This window comes from Microbacterium sp. AC145, from assembly GCF_979258505.1.
On record NZ_OZ409859.1, the window covers coordinates 3,036,560 to 3,059,723 of the forward strand.

The 23,164-nt window shown below is 69.2% G+C and carries 21 protein-coding genes; 10 read left to right on the forward strand and 11 right to left on the reverse strand.

Annotation, left to right across the window (positions count from 1 at the left end):
* Positions 1-166 precede the first annotated feature (166 nt).
* Complete coding sequence (phnD, locus tag ACZZZN_RS14565) at positions 167-1,069, reverse strand: phosphate/phosphite/phosphonate ABC transporter substrate-binding protein (RefSeq protein ID WP_463505855.1); 903 nt, start codon at positions 1,067-1,069, stop codon at positions 167-169.
* 302 nt (positions 1,070-1,371) lie between these two features.
* Here phnD and ACZZZN_RS14570 point away from each other — a divergent pair, with 302 nt between their 5' ends.
* Complete coding sequence (locus ACZZZN_RS14570; protein ID WP_463505856.1) at positions 1,372-1,722, forward strand: TraR/DksA family transcriptional regulator; 351 nt, start codon at positions 1,372-1,374, stop codon at positions 1,720-1,722.
* Between the two features lie 18 nt (positions 1,723-1,740).
* Here ACZZZN_RS14570 and ACZZZN_RS14575 read toward each other — a convergent pair whose 3' ends face one another.
* Entirely contained in the window at positions 1,741-2,334 is a 594-nt protein-coding gene (locus tag ACZZZN_RS14575) for a TetR/AcrR family transcriptional regulator (RefSeq protein ID WP_463505857.1), read from the reverse strand.
* A gap of 95 nt (positions 2,335-2,429) precedes the next feature.
* Positions 2,430-3,755, reverse strand: a complete 1,326-nt coding sequence (locus ACZZZN_RS14580; RefSeq protein WP_463505858.1) for an MFS transporter — start codon at positions 3,753-3,755, stop codon at positions 2,430-2,432.
* 232 nt (positions 3,756-3,987) lie between these two features.
* On the opposite strand from ACZZZN_RS14580, the gene ACZZZN_RS14585 reads away from it, so the two are divergent.
* The 3 genes from ACZZZN_RS14585 (at position 3,988) to ACZZZN_RS14595 (ending at position 8,074) form a co-directional block, all read left to right on the forward strand.
* Positions 3,988-6,222, forward strand: a complete 2,235-nt coding sequence (locus ACZZZN_RS14585; protein WP_463505859.1) for a glycoside hydrolase family 3 C-terminal domain-containing protein — start codon at positions 3,988-3,990, stop codon at positions 6,220-6,222.
* Positions 6,223-6,410: 188 nt separating this feature from the next.
* Positions 6,411-7,232 (forward strand): hypothetical protein, encoded by an 822-nt coding sequence (locus tag ACZZZN_RS14590; protein ID WP_463505860.1) that lies wholly within the window; start codon positions 6,411-6,413, stop codon positions 7,230-7,232.
* Complete coding sequence (locus tag ACZZZN_RS14595) at positions 7,229-8,074, forward strand: SMP-30/gluconolactonase/LRE family protein (RefSeq protein ID WP_463505861.1); 846 nt, start codon at positions 7,229-7,231, stop codon at positions 8,072-8,074. The genes ACZZZN_RS14590 and ACZZZN_RS14595 overlap by 4 nt, the downstream gene beginning before the upstream one ends.
* Before the next feature lie 35 nt (positions 8,075-8,109).
* Here the strand turns inward: ACZZZN_RS14595 and ACZZZN_RS14600 are convergent, their stop codons facing one another.
* The 3 genes from ACZZZN_RS14600 to ACZZZN_RS14610 are packed head-to-tail and all read right to left on the reverse strand — an operon-like array spanning position 8,110 to position 10,881.
* Positions 8,110-8,964, reverse strand: coding sequence for a fumarylacetoacetate hydrolase family protein (locus ACZZZN_RS14600; protein WP_463505862.1), 855 nt, complete (start codon positions 8,962-8,964; stop codon positions 8,110-8,112).
* A gap of 30 nt (positions 8,965-8,994) precedes the next feature.
* Complete coding sequence (locus ACZZZN_RS14605) at positions 8,995-9,969, reverse strand: C-terminal binding protein (protein ID WP_463505863.1); 975 nt, start codon at positions 9,967-9,969, stop codon at positions 8,995-8,997.
* Positions 9,970-9,987: 18 nt separating this feature from the next.
* Positions 9,988-10,881, reverse strand: a complete 894-nt coding sequence (locus ACZZZN_RS14610; RefSeq protein ID WP_463505864.1) for a LysR family transcriptional regulator — start codon at positions 10,879-10,881, stop codon at positions 9,988-9,990.
* Between the two features lie 161 nt (positions 10,882-11,042).
* Here ACZZZN_RS14610 and ACZZZN_RS14615 point away from each other — a divergent pair, with 161 nt between their 5' ends.
* The 4 genes from ACZZZN_RS14615 to ACZZZN_RS14630 all read left to right on the forward strand — a co-directional run bounded on the left by ACZZZN_RS14615 (position 11,043) and on the right by ACZZZN_RS14630 (position 15,166).
* Positions 11,043-12,314 carry an MFS transporter gene (locus ACZZZN_RS14615; protein WP_463505865.1) on the forward strand — a complete coding sequence of 424 codons (1,272 nt, stop codon included), beginning with the start codon at positions 11,043-11,045 and terminating at the stop codon, positions 12,312-12,314.
* Positions 12,315-12,392: 78 nt separating this feature from the next.
* Positions 12,393-14,030, forward strand: a complete 1,638-nt coding sequence (locus tag ACZZZN_RS14620; protein WP_463505866.1) for an amidohydrolase — start codon at positions 12,393-12,395, stop codon at positions 14,028-14,030.
* A gap of 58 nt (positions 14,031-14,088) precedes the next feature.
* Positions 14,089-14,838, forward strand: a complete 750-nt coding sequence (locus ACZZZN_RS14625; protein ID WP_463505867.1) for an SDR family NAD(P)-dependent oxidoreductase — start codon at positions 14,089-14,091, stop codon at positions 14,836-14,838.
* Positions 14,831-15,166, forward strand: coding sequence for a nuclear transport factor 2 family protein (locus ACZZZN_RS14630; protein ID WP_463505868.1), 336 nt, complete (start codon positions 14,831-14,833; stop codon positions 15,164-15,166). Before ACZZZN_RS14625 ends, ACZZZN_RS14630 begins: the two co-directional genes overlap by 8 nt.
* Positions 15,167-15,171: 5 nt before the next feature.
* Here ACZZZN_RS14630 and ACZZZN_RS14635 read toward each other — a convergent pair whose 3' ends face one another.
* Genes ACZZZN_RS14635 through ACZZZN_RS14650 form a run of 4 tightly spaced genes read right to left on the reverse strand, consistent with a single transcriptional unit; the run spans position 15,172 to position 19,191 of the window.
* Positions 15,172-15,963, reverse strand: a complete 792-nt coding sequence (locus tag ACZZZN_RS14635; RefSeq protein ID WP_463505869.1) for an SDR family NAD(P)-dependent oxidoreductase — start codon at positions 15,961-15,963, stop codon at positions 15,172-15,174.
* A gap of 1 nt (position 15,964) precedes the next feature.
* Positions 15,965-17,041 carry a mandelate racemase/muconate lactonizing enzyme family protein gene (locus ACZZZN_RS14640; protein ID WP_463505870.1) on the reverse strand — a complete coding sequence of 359 codons (1,077 nt, stop codon included), beginning with the start codon at positions 17,039-17,041 and terminating at the stop codon, positions 15,965-15,967.
* Entirely contained in the window at positions 17,038-17,799 is a 762-nt protein-coding gene (locus tag ACZZZN_RS14645; RefSeq protein WP_463505872.1) for an SDR family NAD(P)-dependent oxidoreductase, read from the reverse strand. Before ACZZZN_RS14645 ends, ACZZZN_RS14640 begins: the two co-directional genes overlap by 4 nt.
* Before the next feature lie 15 nt (positions 17,800-17,814).
* Entirely contained in the window at positions 17,815-19,191 is a 1,377-nt protein-coding gene (locus tag ACZZZN_RS14650; RefSeq protein WP_463505873.1) for a hypothetical protein, read from the reverse strand.
* A gap of 141 nt (positions 19,192-19,332) precedes the next feature.
* Between ACZZZN_RS14650 and ACZZZN_RS14655 the strand changes: the two genes are divergently transcribed.
* Together ACZZZN_RS14655 and ACZZZN_RS14660 are read left to right on the forward strand one after the other, a co-directional pair.
* A complete protein-coding gene (locus tag ACZZZN_RS14655) occupies positions 19,333-20,001 on the forward strand; it encodes a GntR family transcriptional regulator (protein WP_463505874.1) in 669 nt (222 codons plus the stop codon).
* Positions 19,998-20,834 (forward strand): SDR family NAD(P)-dependent oxidoreductase, encoded by an 837-nt coding sequence (locus ACZZZN_RS14660; protein WP_463505875.1) that lies wholly within the window; start codon positions 19,998-20,000, stop codon positions 20,832-20,834. The genes ACZZZN_RS14655 and ACZZZN_RS14660 overlap by 4 nt, the downstream gene beginning before the upstream one ends.
* 97 nt (positions 20,835-20,931) lie before the next feature.
* Here ACZZZN_RS14660 and ACZZZN_RS14665 read toward each other — a convergent pair whose 3' ends face one another.
* Entirely contained in the window at positions 20,932-23,085 is a 2,154-nt protein-coding gene (locus ACZZZN_RS14665; protein WP_463505876.1) for a peptidase C14, read from the reverse strand.
* Positions 23,086-23,164: the final 79 nt, after the last annotated feature.

Here is a 23,164-nt window from a genome sequence, read left to right on the forward strand (position 1 = left end):
AGGGGCAGGGCCTGGCGGAGTTCGGCGGTGGGGGTGCGGGGGGCTTCCGTGGCTGAAAAACCCAGGCCATCGGATGCCGGTGCGGCGCGTCGGGATGCGACATGCCGACCGGCTGACGAACCGTCTGGGTTTTCCGACGAACCGAGGGCGGAGATCGCCGGACTCGTCACTTCAGGTCCTTGAGCTCGACGCCGGCGACAGCGGCGATCTCGGCGAAGGACTCGAACGACGATCCGTCGGGGTCGACCGTCTGCGGTGCCGCCGCGAAGGCGCCGTAGGCTCCGAGAGCTTCGGCGTTCTCGGGCGAGAACACCTCGGCGATGCCCTCCTGGATGACCTTGCGGGTCTCGGCGTCGAGCGACTGGCGGCCGAGCACCGCGCCCTGGATGTCCATCGCCGGGCTCTCGCCGACCGCACGCCATTCCCCATCGGCGAACGGGAACATCGGCGCCCCGAGCTCGGTGAGCATGACGGCGGTGCAGGCGGCATCCACCTGTCCCTGCTCGAGCGCCGCGAAGCTGCCCTCGTGTCCGCCGGCGAAGATCGCCTCGTAGTCGGTGCCCTGCTCGAGGCCGGCCTCGTGCAGCATGTACACCGGCATGAAATACCCCGAGCTGGATGCCTGGTCGGCGAAAGCGACCGTCTTGCCCTCGAGGTCCTCGACGGTCTGAATCGGCGAGTCGTTGAGCACGACACAGGTCGAGACGGGCTTGCCGTCACCCTGGAACGCGACGAGTGCGTCGACTTCCCCCGTGTTCACGGCCAGCGCCGACGGGAAGCCGCTCATGATGCCGATGTCGACGTGGTCGGCGCGGATCGCCTCGACGACGCTGAGATAGTCGGGCACGTCGGTGATCTCGACGTCGCGGCCGGTGGACTCCTCGAGGAGCTCGGCGAAGACCTCGATCGGGTTCTCGGCGGTGGGGTCGTCTCCGACGGGAAGCGTGGCGATCGTGATCGGAGCATTCGGGTCGGCGGGAGCCGCTTCGGCGGACGGGCTCTGGCAGCCGGTCAGGGCGAGGGCGGCGACGCCGAGGAGGCCGACGGCGGGCAGGGTGAAGCGGCGCATGATGACCTTTCGGGAGGAGACGTTCCCGAATTCCGAGAACAGGAGTATTCCAACTCGCGAAGGTGACAGGCAATTACGAGACCGCCGTACTCGAAAAGGAACGCTGGATGAACGACTGGTGACGGTGGTTCGGGGTTGCGCGCACACATGCATGCTCAGATCACGAATGCATGCCGAGAAACCGGCTTCCCGACCTGCACGTGTGTTCTGGACCTGCAGATGTGATCCCGAGTGCCCTCTCCCCGGGCGACCGCCCCACCGAGCCGAGACCGGATGTCGGAGCCGCGGCCTAGAGTGTGCGGATGACGTCGGATGCCCGCTCTCGCCTCGCGCTGCTGCGCGCCGAGGCGGCGGCCCGGGTCGCCGCGACAGGGGCGACCCTCGCCGAGCTGATGCACGACCGCGAGGGTTCGAACGACGACGACGAGCACGACCCCGAGGGCGTCACGCTCTCATCGGAGTGGTCCCGGCTGACAGGGCTCGCCGAAGCCGCGGCATCCGAACTCCAGCAGGTCGACGACGCGATCGCACGATTGGATGCCGACACCTACGGCGTCTGCGCGAACTGCGGCCGGCCGATTCCGGCAGGGCGCCTCGAAGTGCGCCCGTTCGCCACGCACTGCGTCGCGTGCGCCGAGAAGCTCGGTCTCTGAGGCAGGGCCGGCCCGGGGTCAGGCCCCGACGGGTGCCCAGGATGCCGCGCGGATGCCGTCCCACAGCCGACCCAGCCGAGCCGCCATGTCGATCGACGGGTCGAGCAGCCACTGCACCTGGAGTCCGTCGGCGGCGGCGATGATCAGGTCGGCAGCGTACGGTGCGTCGACGTCGGGCCCCATCCGCTCGGCCGCCTGCTCGACCTCGATCGCTTCGACCATGAGGGTTCGCACCCATCGGAAGCGTTCCTCGAAGAACGCCCGCGCCGCGTGTCCCTCGATCGTCGCCTCGGCCGAGTACTCGACATAGAGTCGCACGAGTCCTGGCACGGTGGCGTTGTGGGCGATCACGTCGAGAAAGCTCTGAAACCCGTGGTCGGCCGAGTAGTACTGCTCGTGGTCACGCGCATCCCGCGCCCTGAGCACCTCGACGAAGAGGTCTTCTCGGGTACGGAAGTAGTGCATGAGGCCCGGTTGCGTGAGCCCGACCCGAGAAGCGATCTCGCGATTGGACGACTTGCGGGTGCCCTGTTCGGCGACGACCTCGAGCGCGACCGCGAGGATCTCGGCTCGCTTCGCCGCGCCCTTCGCGTACTGTCCCCGTCGAGTCATCACGTCAGTCTAGGAGAATCCGATGAATGGCTCCGGCAGCGAGAGGTGGGAGCCGGACGACTCCCCCGAGCATCCGGCCCCACCTCTCGCCCCAGCTACTTCACGCTCTTGATCGGGAAGATCACGACCGCGCCTATCAGCGCCAACACCCCGCATATCGAGAACCACAACCCGTAGTTGCTGCCGTTCTCGCTGCCGAGGTAGACGATGATCCCGCCGACGAGCGGTGCGAACGTCTGCGGCAGGGCGTTGGCGATGTTGAAGACACCGAGGTCCTTGCCGGCATCATCCGGGTTGGGCAGCACATCGACGACGAGCGCCAGGTCGACGCCGACGTACATGCCGTAGGCGATGCCCATGAAGGCCTCGAGGATGTAGAAGGCGGTGATGTCCTGCACGAAGATGAGACCGACGGTTCCCGCTGCGAACAGAACGGTCGAGCTCCAGACGAAGACCTTGCGACGCCCGAGCTTGTCCGACAGCCTTCCCGCGACGATGCTGACCACGACGAGGGCGACGGTGTAGATCAGCACGCTCGTCGAGATCACCGCGGGGATGTCGACCTCTTCCACTCCGACGTGGTTCAGCAGATAGAAGTAGCGGAAGGTCGTGAAGCCGAAGCTCGCGAACGTGATGAGGAATCGCGACCACCACGCGAGGGCATAGTCGGGGTGCTGCACCGGGCTGACCCAGAACGTCTCCCACCAGTCCCGGAAGGTTGCCCGAGGAGGCTTCGTCGGCAGCACCTTGTCGGGAAGGACGATCACGAACACGACCATCACGATGATCGCGAGGACCGACGGCGCGACGAACATGATCACCAGATCGTTCACGAAGTACTGGGCGACATAGGTGCCGCCGAGGATGCCGACGTTCTGCGCGATGCCGAGTGACGCGGTGATGGTTCCGCGCTGGAACTTCGGCACCTGGTCGGCGACGGTGGCGACGAACGGGGCGAAGGTCATGTTGGCGCCGAGCTGAGCGAGCGCCCAGCCGATCGTCGCGACGAGCAGGCTCGGCGCGAGCGCCATGATGAGGAACGCCACCGTCATGATGACCGTGCCGAGCACGATCCAGATGCGTCGGCGTCCCCACTTGCTCGTCGTGCGATCGGAGACCCGCCCGAATACGACGTTCGCGAGCGTCGCGAACAGCGCTCCGACGCCTCCGAGCACAGCCGCCGCACCCGTGGCACCGTTCTCCGGGATCACTCCGGCCGCCACCAGCGACTGGATCTTGATGCCGATGCCGACGATCGCGGGGCCGAGCAGTGCGATGAAGAACACCAGCTGCGCGATGAGCAGCCAGGCGACATAGCCCTTCTTCGCCGGTTCGGTCGGTTCCTTGAACCAGTGATGCTCGCGTGCGACTGCCGTCGCCGTCGTCATTCCCGACGGCATACCCGCTGCGGAACCGCTCATACCTGCCTCCTTCGGCCGGTGGGAGTCCGAAGGCATCGCTACGCTGCGACGCCGGTATTTCGCTCCCGTGGCTGAAAACCTAGACCTTTCAGGTTTTCAGCGCAACAGATTTCTTTTCCGATGACGGCGGCGGCTTGTGTGCGAAAATCTAAGGAGATAAAGTTTTCACATTCGAGCGGACTCCGCACCATCCGATGCGGCACGGAACCGACTCAACGGCGAGAGGAATCACATGTCCGAGCCCACCGGCGCGAGCGCCCAGGACCTCACCCTCGACGAGAAGGCGTCGCTCACCAGCGGGGCCGACTTCTGGACCACCAAGAGCGTCGATCGCGTCGGCATCCCCTCGCTCATGCTGACCGACGGCCCTCACGGCCTGCGCAAGCAGGGCGGCGCCACCGACCACCTCGGCCTCGCCGGCAGCGTGCCCGCCACCTGCTTCCCGCCCGCCGTCGGACTCTCGGCGACCTTCGACCCCGCGCTCGCCGAGCGCGTCGGCGTGGCTCTCGGCGTCGAGTCGGCGATCGAAGACGTCGCGGTCATCCTCGGCCCCGGCATCAACATCAAGCGCTCGCCGCTCTGCGGACGCAACTTCGAGTACATGTCCGAAGACCCGATCGTCTCGGGTGCGATGGGCGCGGGACTCGTGCGCGGCATCCAGTCGCAGGGCGTCGGCTCGTCGCTCAAGCACTTCGCCGTGAACAACCAGGAGACCGACCGTCTGCGCGTCTCGAGCGACGTCGACCCGCGCACGCTGCGCGAGATCTACCTGCGCGGATTCCAGCGGGTCGTCGAAGACGCCCAGCCCTGGACCGTCATGTGCTCGTACAACCGCATCAACGGCGTCTACGCCTCGGAAGACCCGTGGCTGCTCACGACCGTGCTGCGTGACGAGTGGGGCTTCGAGGGCATCGTGGTCTCGGACTGGGGCGCGGTGAACGACCGCGTCACCGGCCTCGTCGCCGGCATGGACCTCGAGATGCCCTCGTCGGGCGGACGGACGGATGCCGAGATCGTCGCCGCCGTGCAGGATGGCAGCCTCGCCGAGTCCGATCTCGACACGGTGGTCGACCGTCTCGTCGACCTGACCCGCAAGGCGCAGGCGCGCCCCGCGGCATCCGGTCCGCTCGATGTCGACGCGCACCACGCGCTGGCCCGCGAGGTCGCCGGACGCTCGATCGTGCTGCTGCGCAACGAGGGCGGCATCCTGCCCCTGCAGCCGACCACGTCGCTCGCCGTGATCGGCGAGTTCGCCCGCACCCCGCGTTTCCAGGGCGCCGGATCGTCGCAGATCAACCCGACCCGCATCGACACCGCGATCGACGAGATCCGCGCACTCAGCGGCGCCGACGTCTCGTTCGCCGCCGGGTACACGATCGGGACCGACGCGGATGCCGACGCCGCCACCGACGCAGCGGCGCTGCGTGACGAGGCCGTGGCCGCCGCATCGGCCGCCGCCGTCGCCGTGGTCTTCCTCGGCGTGCCCGCGCACGAGGAGTCCGAGGGCTTCGACCGCGAGCACATCGACCTGCCCGCAGCCCAGCTCGAGCTGCTCGACGCCGTTCTCGAGGCGAACCCGAACGCTGTCGTCGTGCTCTCGAACGGTGGCGTCGTGGCGCTGCCCTTCGCCGACCGCGTGCCCGCGATCGTCGAGGCCTGGCTGCTCGGCCAGGCCGGCGGTGGCGGCACCGCCGACGTGCTGTTCGGCGTCGTGAACCCGTCGGGTCGCCTGGCCGAGACCATCCCGCTGCGCCTCGAAGACACTCCCGCCTTCGGCAGCTTCCCCGGCGAGCACGGCCACTCCGTGTACGGCGAGGGGCTGCTGGTCGGATACCGCTGGTACGACGCGCGCCGCATGGCGGTCGCCTACCCGTTCGGTCACGGCCTGTCGTACACGACGTTCTCGTACGGCGACGCGACCGCATCGGTCGACGCCTCGGGCGATGTCATCGTCTCGGTGCCGGTCACGAACACCGGATCCGTCGCCGGCCGCGAGGTCGTGCAGGCGTATTCGAGCCTGCCCGGATCGTCGGTGCAGCGCGCGCCGCGCGAGCTCAAGGCCTTCGCCTCGGTGCTGATCGAGGCCGGCGAGACCGCACAAGTCGAACTGCGCCTGCGCCGCGCCGAGCTGGCCTACTGGGACACCCGCGTCGACGCATGGATCGTCGAGAACGGTGAGTACGTGATCGAGGTCGGATCGTCGAGCCGCGACCTGCGGGCACGCACGACGGTCGCCGTCACGGGCGACGAGGTCGTGCTGCCGATCACTCTCGGCTCATCGTTCGAAGAGCTGCTCGGCGACCCGGTGGTCGGTGCGGAGTTCGGTGCCGTCATCGACGAGAAGTTCGGCGCAGAAGGCAACGAGATGCTCAAGATGCTCGGCAACTTCCCCGTCGGCCGCCTCGACGGCTTCCCGCTGCCGCGCGCCGAGCTCGTCGCCCTGGTCGAGCGCGCTCAGCGCGGCTGAGCCCGGCTGAGCGCGGCTGAGCCCGGCTCCGTCACGGGCACAGCTTCGGAGCGGATGCCGGGACACGCCGGGTCCGGGTCGCCCGACCCGGCGTGTCGGCGGCGAACTCCGAACCTGTGCTCGGGCCTGAAGCCCGGGCCCGGGTGACCCACGACACCGCGAAGCCCGAGAAGTAGGCTGAGGGCATCATGGACGAGTTCATCCGGGGGTTCTGGAACTTCGCAGGCGACTACTGGTGGCTCGTGTTCCCCATCATGGGCATGGCCGGCGGCGCCGCGAAGGCCTGGGAGAGCAGCTCGAAGCGCCGCCATGAACGACGCATCGAGACCCTGCGCCTCAAGGCCGAGATCAAGGCCGCCCAGCTCGAGGCTCGCGGCAAGACGTTGCATCCCGGCCCCGTGATCCTCGACACGACGGCATCCGTCGCCCCGAACGCCCTGCTCGAGCGACTGTTCTCCGAGCACGACGAGATCACCGCGCGCTGGCTCGACTACGAGCTCGACGTCGCCAAGCTGATCGCGTATCCGGCCATGAGCGACGGACGCCAGCCGCTGGTCGCCGCGTTCCTGCGGGCGAAGAAGACGGCGGATGCGCTGCGACCGCCGTCCGCCGATTCGTCCGTCTCCGAACGCCAGGTGTCGGAGTATCTCGACGCGGTGGGCGCCTACGCCGTGGCTTTCGAGATCGCCGAGAAGGATGCCCGGCGCCTGCGCGACTCGACCTTCACCGAGCCCGAGCGCAAGCGCCTCGATCGCGCGCAGCAGCTGCTCAAGGTCGCGGTCGACGAGTCGGCCACCCAGGCCGAGCGCAACGTCGCCTACCGGCGCGTGCGCGATGAACTCGAAGGACTCATCCTGCTCAGCGACGAGGCGGTGCAGGTGCTCGAGAAGCAGGTCGCGCGGGAGCTGACAGCGCCGACTCGAGAGGCGACGCCGTCAGCGGAAACGGGACCGGAGAGCACCCCGGAGCCGGGGCGGATGCCGCTGCGCCGAGCAGACGAGGCGTCGTGACACCCGAGAACGTGACCGGCCCGATCTGCGTGCACGCCGAAGCACCCGCATGGTCGACCGCCTGGGGTGGACTGCGCTGGGTCGACGGCGATGCGGCCGACCTGGTGACGCTGCGCGACGACGGCATCCACCGCCTGCACCTCGACGACGAGTACGCCGCGTTCGTACGCCCACGGGCAGGCGGCGGCTTCATCGCGATGGGCGCTAGTCGTGTGCACCTCGCGGATTCCGCTGACGGACCTGCCCGCATCGCCGCGACATTCGACCTGGGTTCCGCTCGCTTCAACGACGGCACTGTGGATCCGCAGGGGCGCCTGCTGGCAGGGTCCATGGCCCTCGACGGTGCCGGCAGGGTGGGGCGCGTGCTTCGGCTCGGCCCCGACCTGACGCCGACCGAGGTGCTCACCGGGGTGGAGTGCTCGAACGGCGTCGGCTTCGCCCCCGATCACCGCCTTGCGTACTACGTCGATACGGTCACCGCACGCATCGACGTGTTCGATGCCGAGGCCGGCGCACTCGCGAACCGGCGCCCGTTCGTCACGATCCCCGACGGTCAGGGTCTGCCGGACGGGCTGACCGTCGCCGCCGACGGCTCGGTCTGGGTCGCACTCTGGGGTGGCGGGGCCGTGCACGGATACGCGCCGGACGGCACGCAGATCGCTCGCATCGACCTGCCGGTTCCACAGGTGACCGCATGCACGTTCGGCGGAAACGACCTGGCGACGCTCTACATCACGACCTCGGCACAGGGACTCGGCGCCGACCACGGCACCGAGGCGGGTTCGCTGTTCGCCGTCAGCCCCGGCATCCGCGGCCTCGCACTGACGCCCTTCGCCGGCTGACGCCCTTCGCCGGCTGACGCGTTCGAGGCGTTCGGTCAGACCAGGGTGCCCCTCTCGACGCGCTGCGTCTGCGCGCCGAGACCGTCGATCTCGATGCGCATCTCGTCGCCGTCGACGAGATATGGGAATCGTCCGGACAGCGCCACCCCCTGCGGCGTGCCGGTGTTGACCACGTCTCCCGGCTCGAGCACCATGTACTGGCTGAGATCGCGGATCAGCTCGTACACGGGGAAGATCATGTCGGCGGTCGACGAGTCCTGCCTCGGCGAGCCGTTCACGCTCGATCGCAGTCGCAGGCCCTGCGGATCGATCTCGTCGGCGGGGATCAGCGCCGGGCCCAGCGGATTGAACGTCTCCGCGCACTTGCCCTTCGACCACTGACCGCCGGACACCTCGATCTGGAACGCGCGCTCGGACACGTCGTTCGACACTGTGTAGCCGGCGATCACCTCACGCGCCGCCTCGGCCGACGGCAGGTAGCGGGCCGTGCGGCCGATGACCACCGCGAGCTCCACCTCCCAGTCGACCTTGTCGGCGCCCGGCGGCAGCAGCACGACGTCATCCGGGCCCACCACCGTGTTCGGATGCTTGAAGAACACGACCGGATGCTCGGGCGGCAGAGCACCGGACTCCGCGGCGTGCGCGGCGTAGTTCATGCCGATGCAGATGACAGCCGAAGGTCGCGCGACAGGCGCCCCGATGCGCTGCCCGTCGACATCGGCGACGGGCAGTTCGCCGGCGGCGAGCGCCGCACGAGCCCGGCGGATGCCGTCGGAGGCGAGGAACGCGCCGTCGATCTCGGCGGTCAGCGGGGAGAGGTCATAGGTGACGCCCGACTCCCGCACGAAGGGTCGCTCGTCGCCGCGGGGGCCGAGTCGCAGAATTTCCATGGATGCCTTTCGGAACAGGGCGGAGGCCGCTCAGCGCGCGTCGGCGTAAGCGGAGTTCAGCAGGGGGATCGATTCGCCGGCGAGGTGACGGATGATGTTCTCTGCCGCGTGCACGGGCAGGTCGGCGAGCGCCTCGGGCGAGAACCATGCGGCATGCGGGGTCAGCAGCACGTCGTCCAGATCGCGCAGGGGCGAGTCGGGGGTGAGGGGTTCGCCGTCGAACACGTCGAGTGCGGCGGCACCGAGATGACCTGAGCGCAGAGAGTCGGCCAGGGCCGTCTCGTCGATCAGCGGCCCCCGGCACGTGTTGACGACGACCGCACCCGGCTTCATCGTGGCGAGCGCGGCCGCATCGATCAGATGACGGGTGGCATCGGTCAGCGGCACGTGCAGGGTGAGGATGTCAGCCCGGGCGACAGCGTCGTCGATCGCGACGGGTTCGCATCCAGCCTCGCGCACGGAGTCGACGGAAGCGTAGGGATCGGCCACCAGCACGCGGAACCCGAGCGCTCGGCATCCCCTCGCGACGAGCGACCCGATCCGCCCGAACCCGAGCACCGAGACCGTCGTGCGCGAGGGGCGTACCGCCATCGGTCGCGCATCGACGGCCTTCCAGGTGCCCGCCCGCACAGCGCGGTCGTAGGCGGGGAGGCCACGAGCCTGCGTCATGATCATCGCGATCGTATGCGCGGCCACCTCTTCGATGCAGTAGTTCGGGGTGTTCGCGACGGCGATGCCGCGAACGGTCGCGGCGTCGACGTCGATCATGTCGCAGCCGATGCCGATGCGGCTGATCACCCGCAGCTTCGGCATCCGGTCCATGATGTCGCCGGTGATCGGCGCCCACTGCACCACGAGCCCCTCTGCCTCGGCGCCGGCGCGCGCGATGTCGTCGGCATGCGACGAGGCAGCGCGAGCGGCCCGGAGTCCCGCGGCGCGGAGGGTGTCTTCTATGACGGTCCCAGGGAGGTCACAGTCGCTGACGAGGATGAGCGGAGCGGTCATGCACAAATGCTATAGCATCTAGCGCTTGCCCTCTCCCCTCTCGTACAACCCGCTCACGTGCCCCTCGGCGAACGCCACCAGCTGCCCCACCACCTCCCGGATGTCTTCCCGGGCGTAGTGCGTGCGCTCCCAGCTCGCGTAGAGGGCGCACTGCATCGGCTCGCCGCGGTGATGCAGCGTGCGCGAGACCAGGCCGAATCGAGGGGGCTCGACGACGACGCACGGACCGTGCCCCGCTGATGAGCGCGCCTGGATGATCGGAGCATCGGCGCCGAATCCCGCCATCTCGGTCGACCACCCCTCGCTCTCGGCGGCCCGTTGGATCTGCGTCCAGGCGGCCGACCCCGCACCCGAGGTGAGGAAGGGCGCAGCGAGCATCTCCTGCAGCTCGGGGTGTTCGTGCACCGCGAGCGGATGCGACGCCGGCATCTGACACAGCAGCGGCAGCGTCATGATGCGCACGCTGCTCAGCCGCGCATCCGGCACGCTCGTCGTCACGGCGAGGTCAGCGCCGGTGCGAAGCCGATCGTAGGTCTCGGGCGGGGTCGCGACGACCACGTCGGAGATCGGCCCCCCGGCCGCGATGAACGGTGCGAGCACGAGCACGCTCGTCATCTCGGGCGCCGCGGCGACGAAAGAGCGCTCTTCCAGCACGATGCCCGTCATCACCTCACGGGCGCGCCGTCCGCGACGCACGAGGTCTCTGGCCATGGGTTCGAGGCGGTCGCCGGCATAGGTCTTGACCATCCCGTGCGGCATGCGTCGGAAGAGAGATGCCCCCACCTGCCGCTCGAGCAGGGAGATCTGGCGAGAGACCGTCGGCTGGGTTCTGATCAGGCGTTCTGCGGCCAGACTCACCGATCCGCAGTCGATGACTGCGACGAAGGCTTCGAGCTCGCGTTCCCCGTACATACGTAAAGCGTATGCCGTCACCCGCTTTCTTCATTGGACGAGCATGGGTCGAGACGGTGAGGATGGGCACACCCGCTCCACCCCGACTCCCCCCGACAGAGAGAGCCTTCCCGATGGCCAACTCGCGCACTGACATCAGCACTGCCCGGCAACGTCGTTCGATGGTGGGTGCCTTCGTGGGCACCGCGATCGAGTGGTACGACTTCTACATCTTCGGCACGGCGGCCGCCCTCGTCTTCGGCCGCGTCTTCTATCCCGAGGTCGCGCCCGGCGCCGCCCTCCTCGCCTCGTTCGCCACCTTCTGGGTCGGATTCCTGATGCGCCCCGTCGGCGGTCTGGTGTTCGGCCACTTCGGCGACAAGTTCGGTCGTAAGAACGTGCTCGTGCTCACCCTCATCCTGATGGGCAGCGCGACCACTCTGATCGGCCTCCTCCCCACCTACGCACAGATCGGCATGCTCGCTCCGATCCTCCTCGTCGCGCTCCGCGGCCTGCAGGGCTTCGCCGTCGGTGGCGAATGGGGCGGAGCCGTGCTGCTCTCGACCGAGAACGCCCGAGCCGAGAAGAAGGGCCTCGCCGGGGCCTGGGTGCAGCAGGGCTCGCCCGCCGGCTCCATCCTCGCCACCCTCATGTTCCTGCTCGTGGGCCTGCTGCCCGACGAGCAGTTCATCACGTGGGGCTGGCGCATCCCGTTCCTGGTCTCGGCCATCCTCGTGATCGTCGGACTCATCATCCGTGTGAAGGTCGAGGAGTCCCCCGACTTCGTCGCCGCGAAGGAGAGCAAGGAGGTCGTGAGCGCCCCGGTGCTCGTCGCCCTCCGCACCGCTCCGCTGCTGATCGGGCTCGGCGTGCTCGCCTCGGTCATGGGAATCTCGAACGCCTACTTCTCGAACACCTTCCTGCTCGCGTGGACGACGGGATCGCTCGGCATCGACCGCCAGCTGATGCTCAACATCCTGCTGGGCATGGCGATCCTGCAGTTCATCTGGCAGCCCATCGCCGCGAAGATCGCCGAGCGTCTCGGCATCGCCCGCGTCATGCTCGCGGGCCTCGTGCTCAGCGTGCTGCTGACGGTGCCGTACTTCCTCGCCATCCAGGCGGCATCCCCGCTGTGGATCACCGTGTCGCTGTACGCGACGATCATCGGCAGCACGGCGTACTACGCGCTGCTCGCGACCCTGCTGGCCTCGGCCTTCCCCGCGCGCATCCGCTACTCGGGCGTCTCGCTGGCCTATCAGCTGTGCGCGACCGTCTTCGGCGGCTCCACGCCGCTGGTCGCCCAGTGGATCCTCAACTCCAGCGGCGGCAGTGTGTGGGGCGTCGCCGTCTTCTACGCCGCGATGATCCTCGTCACGATCGCCGGCGTCTGGGGCCTGCAGCGCCGGATCACCCGCACGGTCGAGGCCGAGACCGCGGCCGTCAGCACCGTCTGATCGCCGCCTGACAGCTGCCCGACCGCCGCCCGCCGGCGGTCGGGCTTCCACCGCACGTCATCGAAGTCCGGAGAGACCATGCGCGTAGACGCGATCTTCACCAACGCCCGCATCCGCACCCTCGACCCCGAGCGGCCGACGGCGCACACCATCGGCACGCTCAACGGACGCATCGTCGGCTTCGACGACGACCTGCACGGCGTCGACGCCGGTCGCGTCGTGGATCTCGGCGGCCAGCCCGTGCTGCCCGGTTTTCACGACGCGCACCACCACCTCTCGCTCACGGGCTTCCGGCTGGCATCGCTGAACCTGCGCCCCGGCGTCGTGAACTCCCTCGCCGAGCTGTACGAGGCGGTACGAGTGCATGCCGAAGGACTGGCACCGGATGCCTGGGTGCGCGGATCCGGCTACGACCAGAACTTCCTCGAGGGCCACCCCACGGCCGAGGAGCTCGATCGGGTGTCGGGCGGTCGACCGGTGATCCTCGAACACGTCTCGGGACACATGATGGTCGCGAACACGCGGGCCTTCGAACTCGCCGGCTACTCGCGGCGCGAAGGATTCCCCGAGATCGCCGGCGGCGGCATCCCCCGCGACGGCGACGGCCGACCGCAGGGCCTGCTGCAGGAGTCGGCGATGGCCCCGATCTTCGCCCTGGTGCGGCCCATGAGCCTCGACGAGGTGCAGCGCAACCTCGGGCTCGCGAGCGACCAGGCCCTGAGCTACGGCCTCACCTCGGTGACCGAACCCGGCATCGGCGAGATCCGCATGGTCGGCAACAGCCCCCTCGACTATCACGCCTATCAGACCGCGGTCGAGCAGCGTCTGCTCCGGGTGCGGACGACGCTGATGCCCTACATCACCGTGCTGCACCCGTTCTCCGATCTGCCCGACAAGCGGATGCTCGGCCTCGACCTCGGCATCCGCACCGGCCTCGGCGACGACATGCTGAGCGTCGGCCCGGTGAAGATCGTCGCCGACGGCTCGTTCATCGGCCGCTCTGCCGCCATGCACGCGTGCTTCCACGGCGAGGCCGACAACTTCGGGGTGCTGCTGCACGAGCCCGAGGCGCTGCGCGACTACATCGTCGGTGCACACCTCGCGGGGTGGACCGTCGCGACCCACGCGATCGGCGACCGCGCGATCACGCATGTGCTCGACGCGATCGAGCACGCCCAGAGCATCGCACCCCGGCCCGACGTGCGGCACCGCATCGAGCACTTCGCGCTCGCAAGCGACGCCGACATCGCCCGCGCCGCGGCACTCGGCGTCATCCCCGTGCCGCAGGGAGTCTTCGTCTCGGACTTCGGCGACGGCATGGCGGCGGCGGTCGACGCGGAACGACGTGACGACATCTATCGGGTCAAGTCGCTGGCGGATGCCGGGATCGTGCTCAACGGATCGACCGACTCGCCGATCTCCGACGCGAACCCGCTCGTCTCGCTGCGTGACATGGTGGTGCGCCGCACCTCGAGCGGAGAGGTGCTCGGCTCTCGCGAGCGCGTGAGCATCGACGAGGCCATACGCGCCTACACCCACGGCTCGGCGTATGCCGTCGGGCAGGAACAGCAGAAGGGCACGCTGAAGGTCGGCATGCTCGCCGACTTCATCGCCCTGAGCGACGACCTCCACGAGATCGAGCCCGAGCGGATCGCCGACCAGCAGGTCACCACGACGGTCGTCGGCGGCGAGATCGTCTTCGGCGACGGGGCCTGATTCGGCCCTCGGCAGGGCGGACGGAGACGAACCGATGCTTTTGCTATAGCGTTTACTCATGACTTCTCGCCGCGCACTCATCACCGGCGCCAGCTCCGGTATCGGAACAGCCGCCGCCCTCGAACTCGCCGCCGAGGGCCTCGCGCTCTGGCTGACATACAGCGGGCGGGAAGCCGAAGCGGCACGGGTCGCAGACGAGTGTCGCGCGGCCGGATCACCCGAGGTGCGGGTCTCCCGACTCGACCTCCGCGACCCGGATTCGATCGATGCGCTGACCGCCGAGATCACCGATGCCTGGGGCGATCTGCATGTGCTCGTCAACAACGGCGGCGTGTGCCCGTACACGCCCTATCCGGACATCGACATCGAGGAGTGGGACGGCGTCCTCGAGACCAACGCCCGCGGCACCTTCCTGCTCACCCGCGCGTCGTTGCCGCTGCTCCGCGCCGCAGACGGCGACCGTTCGGTCGTCAACATCGCCTCGATCGCCGGCCAGGTCGGAGCGCTGCAGACCGGCATCCACTACGCCGCGAGCAAGGGCGCGCTGCTCGCGATCACGCGCAGCTTCGCCCGCCACCTCGCCGCCGAGGGCATCAGGGTCAATGCCGTGACCCCGGGACCGGTCGCGAGCGCGATCACCGATCAGCTGCAGGGCGAGGGCCGACAGAAGCTCGAGGCGTCGATCCCGCTCGGATCATTCGGGCAGCCCGACGACGTCGCCTGGATCATCTCGTCGCTCGCCTCCGAGCGCGCCCGATTCATCACCGGGGCCACCTACGACGTCAACGGAGGAGTCCGCATTGACTGACCGCACCGCCCTCGAGACCGTCCAGGCACAGCTCGACGCCTTCAACGCACACGACCTCGACGCGTTCGTCGCCACCTATGCCGCGGATGCCGTGATCACCGGTGTCGCCGCAGAGCCGGTCATCGGCACCGCCGCGATCCGCACCTTCTACGAGCCGCGCCTGCAGAACCCCCACCTGTCGTGCGTGATCGACACCAGCGTGCTGTTCGGCACGCGCTGGGTCGTGGCGCAGGAGCAGGTCTTGAACGCGGGCGTCGCGACGGAGACCATCGCGACGTTCGACGTCGACCGCGGCCTGATCGTCCGCGCCTCGATGCTCAAGGCCTGACCGGGTCAGCTCTCGAAGCGCTCCCGGAGTGCCGGGTCGACGACGATCTCGCCGAAGGAGACCGTCCACGCACCGTCCACCGCGATCGACTGCCCCGACAGATACGGCGCCTCGTCGGACAGGAGGAACGCGGCGAGCGCGGCGACCTCCTCGACCCGAGCTATGCGACCCATCGGCGGCCCCTCGGCGAGCGCGCGCTCGGCCGCGGCCGGATCCGCCGCGCTCGCGATCTGCGCCTCCAGATGTGGGGTGCGGACCCCGCCCGGGGCGACCGTGTTGGCTCGGATGCCGAGTCCGCCGTATGTCACCGCGACGCTGCGGCTCAGAGCGTCGATGCCGCCCTTGGTGAACTCGTACGCGGCGTGGTCGATGAAGCTCGACCGACCGTGGATGGATCCGATGTTGACGATGGCTCCCGCTGTGCCCTGATCGATGAAGGCCGACACCGCTGCCGAGCATCCCCAGATATAGCCGAGTCCGTTGATGTCGAGGATCTCGCGCACCACGCTCTCGTCGACCTCGTGCAGCGGCGTGCGCTTCGTGATGCCTGCGTTGTTCACCCACCCTCCGAGCGGTGCGCGAGCACGAGCGGCAGCGGCCGCCTTCTCGTGCACCGCGCGAGAGGAGGCATCGCCGAGCACGACCTCGGCCACGACGCCGTCCTCGACGGTGCCGGACCCCGGAGACCGTTCCAGTCCCACGACGATCCACCCGTCGGCGGTGAGCCTCTCGGCGACAGCCCGTCCGATGCCCTTGCCGCTGCCGGTGACGACGGCGCTGCGCACAGTGTTCGCCATGTCAGCTCCTCTCGAATCGGAAGACGGACTCGGCGAGACCGAAGCCGAGCCCCGGACCCGTCGACGGTCGCACCCGCCCGTCGAACAAGGGGCCACCCGTGATGAACGACGGAGCAGGGTCGTACGGATTGACTACGCGCGCGAAGGTCTCGACGCCGATGCCGAGATGCGCGGTGACCTCCGGGTACACGTGCCCCGACACCGGCACTCCTCTCTCCCCCGCCCACGCGATGATCTCGCGCGCCGGTGTGATGCCGCCGATCGCGACCACGTCGAGTCGCAGCACGTCGACGCCCCCCTCATCGACCAGCGCACGCAGCACTGCGGGGTCGGTCACCTCATCGCCGACGGAGACCGAGAGCCCGGACTCACGACGGATACGAGCGCACCCAGCCGCATCCTCCGGCAGCAGAGGGTCCTCGAGCCAGGCGAGTCGCGGCTCACCCCACTGCGCGATCTCGGCGATCGCCGTCTCGGCATCCGGCCAGCCGAAGCCGACGTCGACCACGAGGCCGGTGTCGTCCGGCAGCTCGCGATTCAGCGTCGCGATGAGCTCGCGCATGTACGCCGGGTCGGGCGTGCGCGAGATCTTCACCTGAGACCACCCGGCGCACTGCGCGAGCACCTCGTCTGCGACCGCTCGGGGTGTTCGATCCGGTGAGGGATACGCAGCCACGAGCATCGCGTCACGAGGGGCATCGCCGGTGCCGAGCATCCGCCACAGCGGTGACCCTGCGCGCCGTGCGGCGATGTCCCACAGGGCGATGTCGACGAGACCGATCGCGCGACGCACGAGTCCGACTCGTCCGACGATCGCGCTGCCCCGCAGCATCCGCTCCCAGGTCGAGGTCGGATCGTCGGCATCCGCCCCGACGGCATGCCGGGCGACGAGCCTCTCGACGATCTCGGCCATCGGCGCCTCTCGTGACAGGCAGTACGAGACTCCGGAGACTCCGTCGGCGTCGATCGCCCGCACCGCGCTGTACTCCCGGCGCTCCACGGTCATCGCCCCCAGACGCAGCGGTGCCGGGAGCGGGAGCACGGCGGTCGCCGTGTCGATCCGCGTGATCGCGCTCATGCGGGCTTCTTCGCGAGCGGCACGCCGTAGTCGATCATGAAACCGCCGTCGACGTACAGGGTCTGCCCGTTCATGTAGCGGGACTGATCCGAGACGAGGAAGCTCACGGCCGCTGCGATCTCCGTCGCGTCGGCCAGACGCTGCGCCGGGATCCTCGACAGGATGGTGTCGAGGCTGAGCGTGCCCTGCACGACCCCCTGGCGGAAGACGCCGGTGTCCACGTAGCCGGGCGCGACCGCGTTGACCCGCACGCCGCGCGACGCCCATTCGGCGCCCGCGGTCGAGGTCAGTCCGATGACCGCGGCCTTCGTGGTCGCGTAGGGCGCCCGTCCCGCCGATCCACGCGACGAGATCGACGAGATGTTCACGATGCGCCCCTCGCTCCGAGCGAGCATGAGCCTGCCCGCCGCCTGCAGCGCCGAGAAGACGCCGTGCAGGTTCACATCGACCACGGCCGCCCACTCATCCCAGCTCAGGTCCTCGATGCCACGGTGGCGTTGGATGCCCGCGTTGTTGACGAGCACCTCGATCGGCCCCAGGTCGGACTCGATCTCGCCGAACACGCGTTCGACAGCGACGTGGTCGGTGACATCGAGTTCGCGCCACACGATGCCGGGGTTGTCATCGGCCGCAGTGAGCCCGGGCACCCGGTCGGCGGCCACGACGAGATAGCCGTCGTCGACGAGGCGGCGGCCGATCGCCCAGCCGATTCCGGCCGAACCTCCGGTGACGATGGCGACGGGTGCGGGGTTGGTCATGTCTCTCCTTGTATGTCAGGTGTCGAGCAGCGCGGCGACCGCCCTGCAGGCGTGCTCTTCGAGCAGGTCGAGCGCTCCCGGCGCGAGCGGGGTCTGCCAGGCCTGGTAGGCGCCGCGTTCGTATGCCTCGCGCGTCGGCAGATACACGAAGCCGGGACCGTTGGTCAGGTTCATCACCACGATCGGCGTGCCCGGGAATCGGGCACGCAACGTGGTCTGCAGTCGCGAGTACGCCTCACCCGGGTGACCGACGATCACCGCGTCGCCGAGACGCCACATCCAGACCGGATGCTGCACGGTCGGCCCCTCGATGTATCCGGTGCGCAGGTTGCGGGCGCGTCCGAGACGCTCCTCCCTCGAGCGTTCGTCGATGCCGCTCCATTGCGCCGCGAGCTCGTCGAGGGTCGGCAGGGGCCGGAGCGGAAGCTCGACGCTCGTCAGCGATCCGCTCACGGACCCCACCCCGGATGCTGCGCGCCCCCGCCAGATCGCCAGCGGCGCCCCGGATTCCACCACCCCGTCGAGGGTGAGATCCTCTCCGGGCGCGGGCAGGGACTCGAGGGCGGCGAGTACGGCATGACCGAGGGAGCGGCCATGCCGATCGACCACGCCTGTGTCTCCGGTGTACTGCTCCCGGGGCGCGAGCTCGCCGGAGGCCCCCTGCACGAAGAGGCAGGGCGCACGGGTCGTCGCCTCGACGACCTCGCGCATGGCACCGACATAGTCGGGCGACACCTTTCGGCTCTGCCACGCGAGCGTGGTCGGGTGGCACGCGTAGTTCACGAGCGTCGCCCGCACGGCCCCGCCGACCGTCGCCCGACCGACGAGCACCGTGTCGTCTGCGGTCACCGCGGGGTTGAATCCCACGAGCGCCCGCCCTTCGACGTCGAGCTCTCGATCGGCCGCCAGCGTGCACCGACCCGTCGTCCATTCGATGAGACCCGGCTGCGCGTTCTGCAGCGCCTCACGCCCCGCGTCGACCCCGGCCGCCGCCATCGACTCGAGGTAGCCGGGGATCAGCTCCCCGCCCGGGAGGTGCTCGTCGGCGGCGCACAGCACGGCCCCGGCGTGGGTGTGCGACAGCGACAGCATCACCTGGTCCGCGTCGAGCCCGAGCCCTGCGAGGATCGCCCCGCGCACCGCTCGTTCGTCGGCCACCCGGCGCCACCAGGTTCCATCGACCGCGAGCAGCAGTCGCGGTCGCTCATCGTCACCGACGAGCGCCAGCGCCGTGAGCTCGAAGGGTCGGTGGACGCCCTCGGATCGCTCCCAGTCGGCCGGCCCCCAGTTCTTCGCGCGGATGCCAAGCGGCGGTGTGATGTCACGACGGGCGAGGCCGATGCGCGCGCGGGTGCGCGGTACGCGGATGCCGACGGTGGTCGACTCGATCATGGTGCCTCCCGGAGGGCTCGCGCGGGGTCCGGCGCCTGCGCGCTCCCGGCCATCTGCCCGCGATATGCCATAGCATCGAGCGGACGAGGGATGCGCGCCGCGGCACGCACCGGAACGAGGCTTCGCGAGAGGGGCACACCGATGCGCAGCGTGTCAGACCAGAACGTCGCCGAGCAGGTCGCCGATGAGCTGCGCAGCGCGATCCACTCGGGCGAGCTGGCGCCAGGCGAACGTCTAGTGGAACGCCGGCTCGCCGAGCGGCTCGGCGTCAGCCACATCCCGGTGCGGGAGGCGTTGACCCGGCTGGCCGAAGAACGGCTTATCGTGCGCGAGCCACGGCGTGGAGCACGCGTCGCGGCCCTCACCGCCCAGGATCTCGCCGACATCTCGAGCCTGCGCATCGTGCTCGAGCAGTTCATGGTCACCCGCGTGCAGGAGCGCTGGGATGAGGAGTCCGCGGCGCGCCTCGAGTCGATCGTGCAGGCCATGTCCGCCGCAGCGCCGGGCGACATCGCCGAGGTCCTGCGCCAGGATCGTCTGTTCCACGAGACCCTCGCCGAGCTCGCCGAGCACAGGTTCCTCGACGAGGTCAGTTCGCAGCTGCGGGGTCGGATCGCCGGGTTCCTGTACGCCGCGAACACGGCACTCGCGCCGGCGGAGCAGAAGGAGCACGTGCGCAGCCACCAGCAGATCGTCGACGCCATCGCGAGCGGCGATCCCGAGAGGGCCCGGCAGGTGATCGCCGACCACGTGTCCCGCGCGGTAGAACGCATCACGCCTTCGACCACCACCGACGGAGACAGCGCATGAAGACGATCGTCATCACGGGAGCATCCGACGGCATCGGCGCGGCCGCCGCCCGCCAGCTCGCCTCGTCGGGAGCCAGGCTGATCCTCGTGGGCCGTTCGGAGGAGAAGACCCGCTCCGTGGCCGACGCGGTGGGCGCCGAGTCGTTCACCGCCGACTTCGCCCGCTTCGACGACGTGCGACAGCTGGCCGAGCGGCTGCTCGCCACGGTCGGCGACGACGGCATCGACGTGCTCGCGAACAACGCGGGCGGCATCTTCGGCGAGCGCACTCCGACGGTCGACGGCCACGAGAAGACGATCCAGGTGAATCATCTGGCGCCCTTCCTGCTGACGAACCTGCTGATGCCTTCGCTGCTCGCCGGCGATGGCGCCGCGGTGATCAACACCTCGAGCGTCGGCCATCGGCTGTTCGGTCGCATCGACGTCGACGACCTCGACAACGAGCGCCGCTTCCGTGCGAACAAGGCCTACGGCGATGCGAAGCTCGCGAACATCCTCTTCACGAAGAGCCTGCACACGAAGTTCCACTCCGATGGGCTGAGCTCCGTCGCCTTCCACCCGGGCACCGTCCGCACGAACTTCGCCGCGGACTCGTCGAGTCTCATGCGGCTCGTCTACCAGGGCTTCCTCGGACGCTTCCTGCTGACCGGAGTCGAGGAGGGCGGCAGCATCCTGCGCTGGTTCATCGAGGGCACGCCGGACGAGACCTGGTTCTCGGGCGCCTACTACGACGAGCGCAGGCTGACGAGCCGCGTCAACCCGCAGGTCGACGATGCGGCGCTCGCCGACGCGCTGTGGCAGAAGAGCGCCGAGCTCGTCGGCATCCCGGCCTGACGACGCCGCACACAGCGAAGGAGAACGCAGGGCGCGACGGTGCGGATGCCGAGACGCGTCCGTCGCACGGTGTGAACTCCTTCGCATCGCGTGCGCCTCAGACCTTCAGGTTCGCGGTGTCGACGACCCGGTCGCCCTCGGCGGGGAAGGCCGCGCGGGTGACGCCGACCTCGACGTTGCCGGTGTGCATCAGGGTCGATCCCGTGCCGAAGGCGCCGTCGGCGAGGTCGATCGCGCCTCCTTCGAAGCGGTTTCCGACGGCACGATACTGCGTGACACCGGTCTTCACCGAGACGTGCGTCGCTGCCCCCTCGGCACGCAGCGTGCTGTCGGCGATCGTCAGATGCAGTTCACCGGCGCCCGTGCGCGAGACGCCGATACCGCCCGCGAGAGCCACATCCGACCCGGTGATCTCCACCGTCTGGCGCTCGCCGCGCGCCGCCGCGATCCGCGCATTGCGCAGCGTCGATCCCTCGATACGCAGTCGCTCGGATGCCGAGGTGATCGGTGCCGCGTCGTCGGCCGCGGTCACCGTGCATCCACGGAACGTCACCGCCCCCGGTCCCGTGATCTTCATGCCGCCGACGCCGCTCAGCACGGTGTCGACGAACGTCACGGGGGTCGTCACGGTCGCGCTGGTGAGCTCGCCGGAAGCGACGAACGTGACGTGGGAATCCGCGATGACGGTCGGCCGCGACGAGGCATCCGACTGCTGCGTGATGATGAGGGTGTCGGATGCCGTGCAGCCGCGCAGCTGAGCGCCGTCGGCGTTGATCCACAGCATGCCGGATCCGGCGAGCGAGGGCTTGCCGATCACCTGCACGTCTTCGAGGGTCAGGTCGGTGATGCGCACCCGGGCGACGAACCAGGAGCAGACGTGCTTGCGCACGGTGATGCGCTTGGCCGCCGATCCCCAGGCGGCACCCGAGTTCGCGAACGTCATCAGCCCCGAGTTGCCGGTGTACGTGAGGTCGTGCTCGTACTGGCCGTGCGTGACGAAGGGCCCCTGGTCATCGCCGTCTCCGTGGCAGTTCTCGACCAGGCAGTAGGCGCTCGCGGTGAAGTCGTTCAGGTGCCGCGCGTTCGAGGTGTGGCAGTTCGCGACGTAGCCGTAGATGCAGTAGATCTGCTGGGTGAGATACCCCGCTCCACCCCAGGTCACCGACGTCGGGTTGCTGAGGTTGCAGCTCTCGGTCGTGAAATACGTGTTCCAGCGGCGCTGGATCAGCGGCCAGAACGTGGCCGTGCCGTCGATGTGGTCGACATCGCACCGCACGGCGTATTCGAACGCGAGCGGATGCGAGCCCGTGAACTCATCCGTTCCCTTGCCGAGGAAGCGCAGATTCGAGACCGTCACATCGTGCACGGGCACGACGCGGCGCCAGGTCATGACGCGGTCCCTGCCGAGCGGCCAGCCGTTCTTGTAGTTGACCCGGATGTGCGTGCCGTCGACGATCTGGGTCACCTGCACGAGTCGCTGCAGCTCGCGCTCCCAGCGACCGGAGAGGGCGTTGACCTCGGCCGCATACCAGTCGCCGACCGCGAAGAACGACGAGTCGCCCACGGGGAAGATGTCGGCGAGATCGGGCACGTCCTCGCCGAGCACCGCCTCGTGCGCCGCATCCGTCACCTCTCCGCGGAAGAACATCACGGCGGCGAACGGGTCGTCCTTCGGAGCGTTCTCGATCCCCTCCGTGGTCATCAGACGGTTGCCGAAGTCGAACGCCAGGTTCGACCGGGTGAAGCGATGGCGGCGCACGAAGTTGAGGTCGGTGTGCGCCTCGATGCGGTGGATCGAGGCGTCGCCGACCATCGCATCGAGGGCGTCGTCGGCCGGTGCCGACGCGTCGAAGATGCCGAACTGCCGGAACTCGACGACCCCGGAATGCACGAGGAGCCACGCCCCCTCCTTGCGCGCGGCGAGCACCGTGCCACCGTTCACCGCCGGAGCATCCTTCTTCACGTAGCGGTAGAGGCCGTGGCCCCCGTCGCCCGGCGCCGCGTAGCCGCTCGTGCGCACGAGGTCGCCGTCCTTGCCCTTGAGGTCGGCGAGATCCGCGGCCGTACCGGCGCTGCCGATCGCCTTCGACGTCGCGGGGCTCAGTGGCGCCGCGGGCCCCGCAGCCTCGGCCGGCGCGTGACCGGCGACGGCCACGACCCCACCCAGTGCTGCGGCTCCGAACCCCGCCAGCACCATTCGGCGACTGCGGAACGCGCCGGTCTCGGTCTTGTCTTCCTGCGTGATCGTCATGGTCTTCCTTCATGCGGCGGCGTCACCGCGGTCAGGCGTGCGCCCTCGCGGCGCGCACGCAGTATCCGGTACTGCAGAT

Excerpts from the sequence above, each read along its gene's own strand:
- ACZZZN_RS14605 (WP_463505863.1), bottom strand. The coding sequence starts at position 9,969 with ATGACCGCTCCGCTCATCCTCGTCAGCGACTGTGACCTCCCTGGGACC.
- ACZZZN_RS14655 (WP_463505874.1), top strand. The coding sequence starts at position 19,333 with ATGCGCAGCGTGTCAGACCAGAACGTCGCCGAGCAGGTCGCCGATGAG.
- ACZZZN_RS14590 (WP_463505860.1), top strand. The coding sequence starts at position 6,411 with ATGGACGAGTTCATCCGGGGGTTCTGGAACTTCGCAGGCGACTACTGG.
- ACZZZN_RS14635 (WP_463505869.1), bottom strand. The coding sequence starts at position 15,963 with ATGGCGAACACTGTGCGCAGCGCCGTCGTCACCGGCAGCGGCAAGGGC.
- ACZZZN_RS14610 (WP_463505864.1), bottom strand. The coding sequence starts at position 10,881 with ATGTACGGGGAACGCGAGCTCGAAGCCTTCGTCGCAGTCATCGACTGC.
- ACZZZN_RS14660 (WP_463505875.1), top strand. The coding sequence starts at position 19,998 with ATGAAGACGATCGTCATCACGGGAGCATCCGACGGCATCGGCGCGGCC.
- ACZZZN_RS14580 (WP_463505858.1), bottom strand. The coding sequence starts at position 3,755 with ATGAGCGGTTCCGCAGCGGGTATGCCGTCGGGAATGACGACGGCGACG.
- ACZZZN_RS14600 (WP_463505862.1), bottom strand. The coding sequence starts at position 8,964 with ATGGAAATTCTGCGACTCGGCCCCCGCGGCGACGAGCGACCCTTCGTG.
- ACZZZN_RS14645 (WP_463505872.1), bottom strand. The coding sequence starts at position 17,799 with ATGACCAACCCCGCACCCGTCGCCATCGTCACCGGAGGTTCGGCCGGA.
- ACZZZN_RS14615 (WP_463505865.1), top strand. The coding sequence starts at position 11,043 with ATGGTGGGTGCCTTCGTGGGCACCGCGATCGAGTGGTACGACTTCTAC.
- ACZZZN_RS14665 (WP_463505876.1), bottom strand. The coding sequence starts at position 23,085 with ATGACGATCACGCAGGAAGACAAGACCGAGACCGGCGCGTTCCGCAGT.
- phnD (WP_463505855.1), bottom strand. The coding sequence starts at position 1,069 with ATGCGCCGCTTCACCCTGCCCGCCGTCGGCCTCCTCGGCGTCGCCGCC.
- ACZZZN_RS14585 (WP_463505859.1), top strand. The coding sequence starts at position 3,988 with ATGTCCGAGCCCACCGGCGCGAGCGCCCAGGACCTCACCCTCGACGAG.
- ACZZZN_RS14640 (WP_463505870.1), bottom strand. The coding sequence starts at position 17,041 with ATGAGCGCGATCACGCGGATCGACACGGCGACCGCCGTGCTCCCGCTC.
- ACZZZN_RS14650 (WP_463505873.1), bottom strand. The coding sequence starts at position 19,191 with ATGATCGAGTCGACCACCGTCGGCATCCGCGTACCGCGCACCCGCGCG.
- ACZZZN_RS14575 (WP_463505857.1), bottom strand. The coding sequence starts at position 2,334 with ATGACTCGACGGGGACAGTACGCGAAGGGCGCGGCGAAGCGAGCCGAG.
- ACZZZN_RS14570 (WP_463505856.1), top strand. The coding sequence starts at position 1,372 with ATGACGTCGGATGCCCGCTCTCGCCTCGCGCTGCTGCGCGCCGAGGCG.
- ACZZZN_RS14625 (WP_463505867.1), top strand. The coding sequence starts at position 14,089 with ATGACTTCTCGCCGCGCACTCATCACCGGCGCCAGCTCCGGTATCGGA.
- ACZZZN_RS14620 (WP_463505866.1), top strand. The coding sequence starts at position 12,393 with ATGCGCGTAGACGCGATCTTCACCAACGCCCGCATCCGCACCCTCGAC.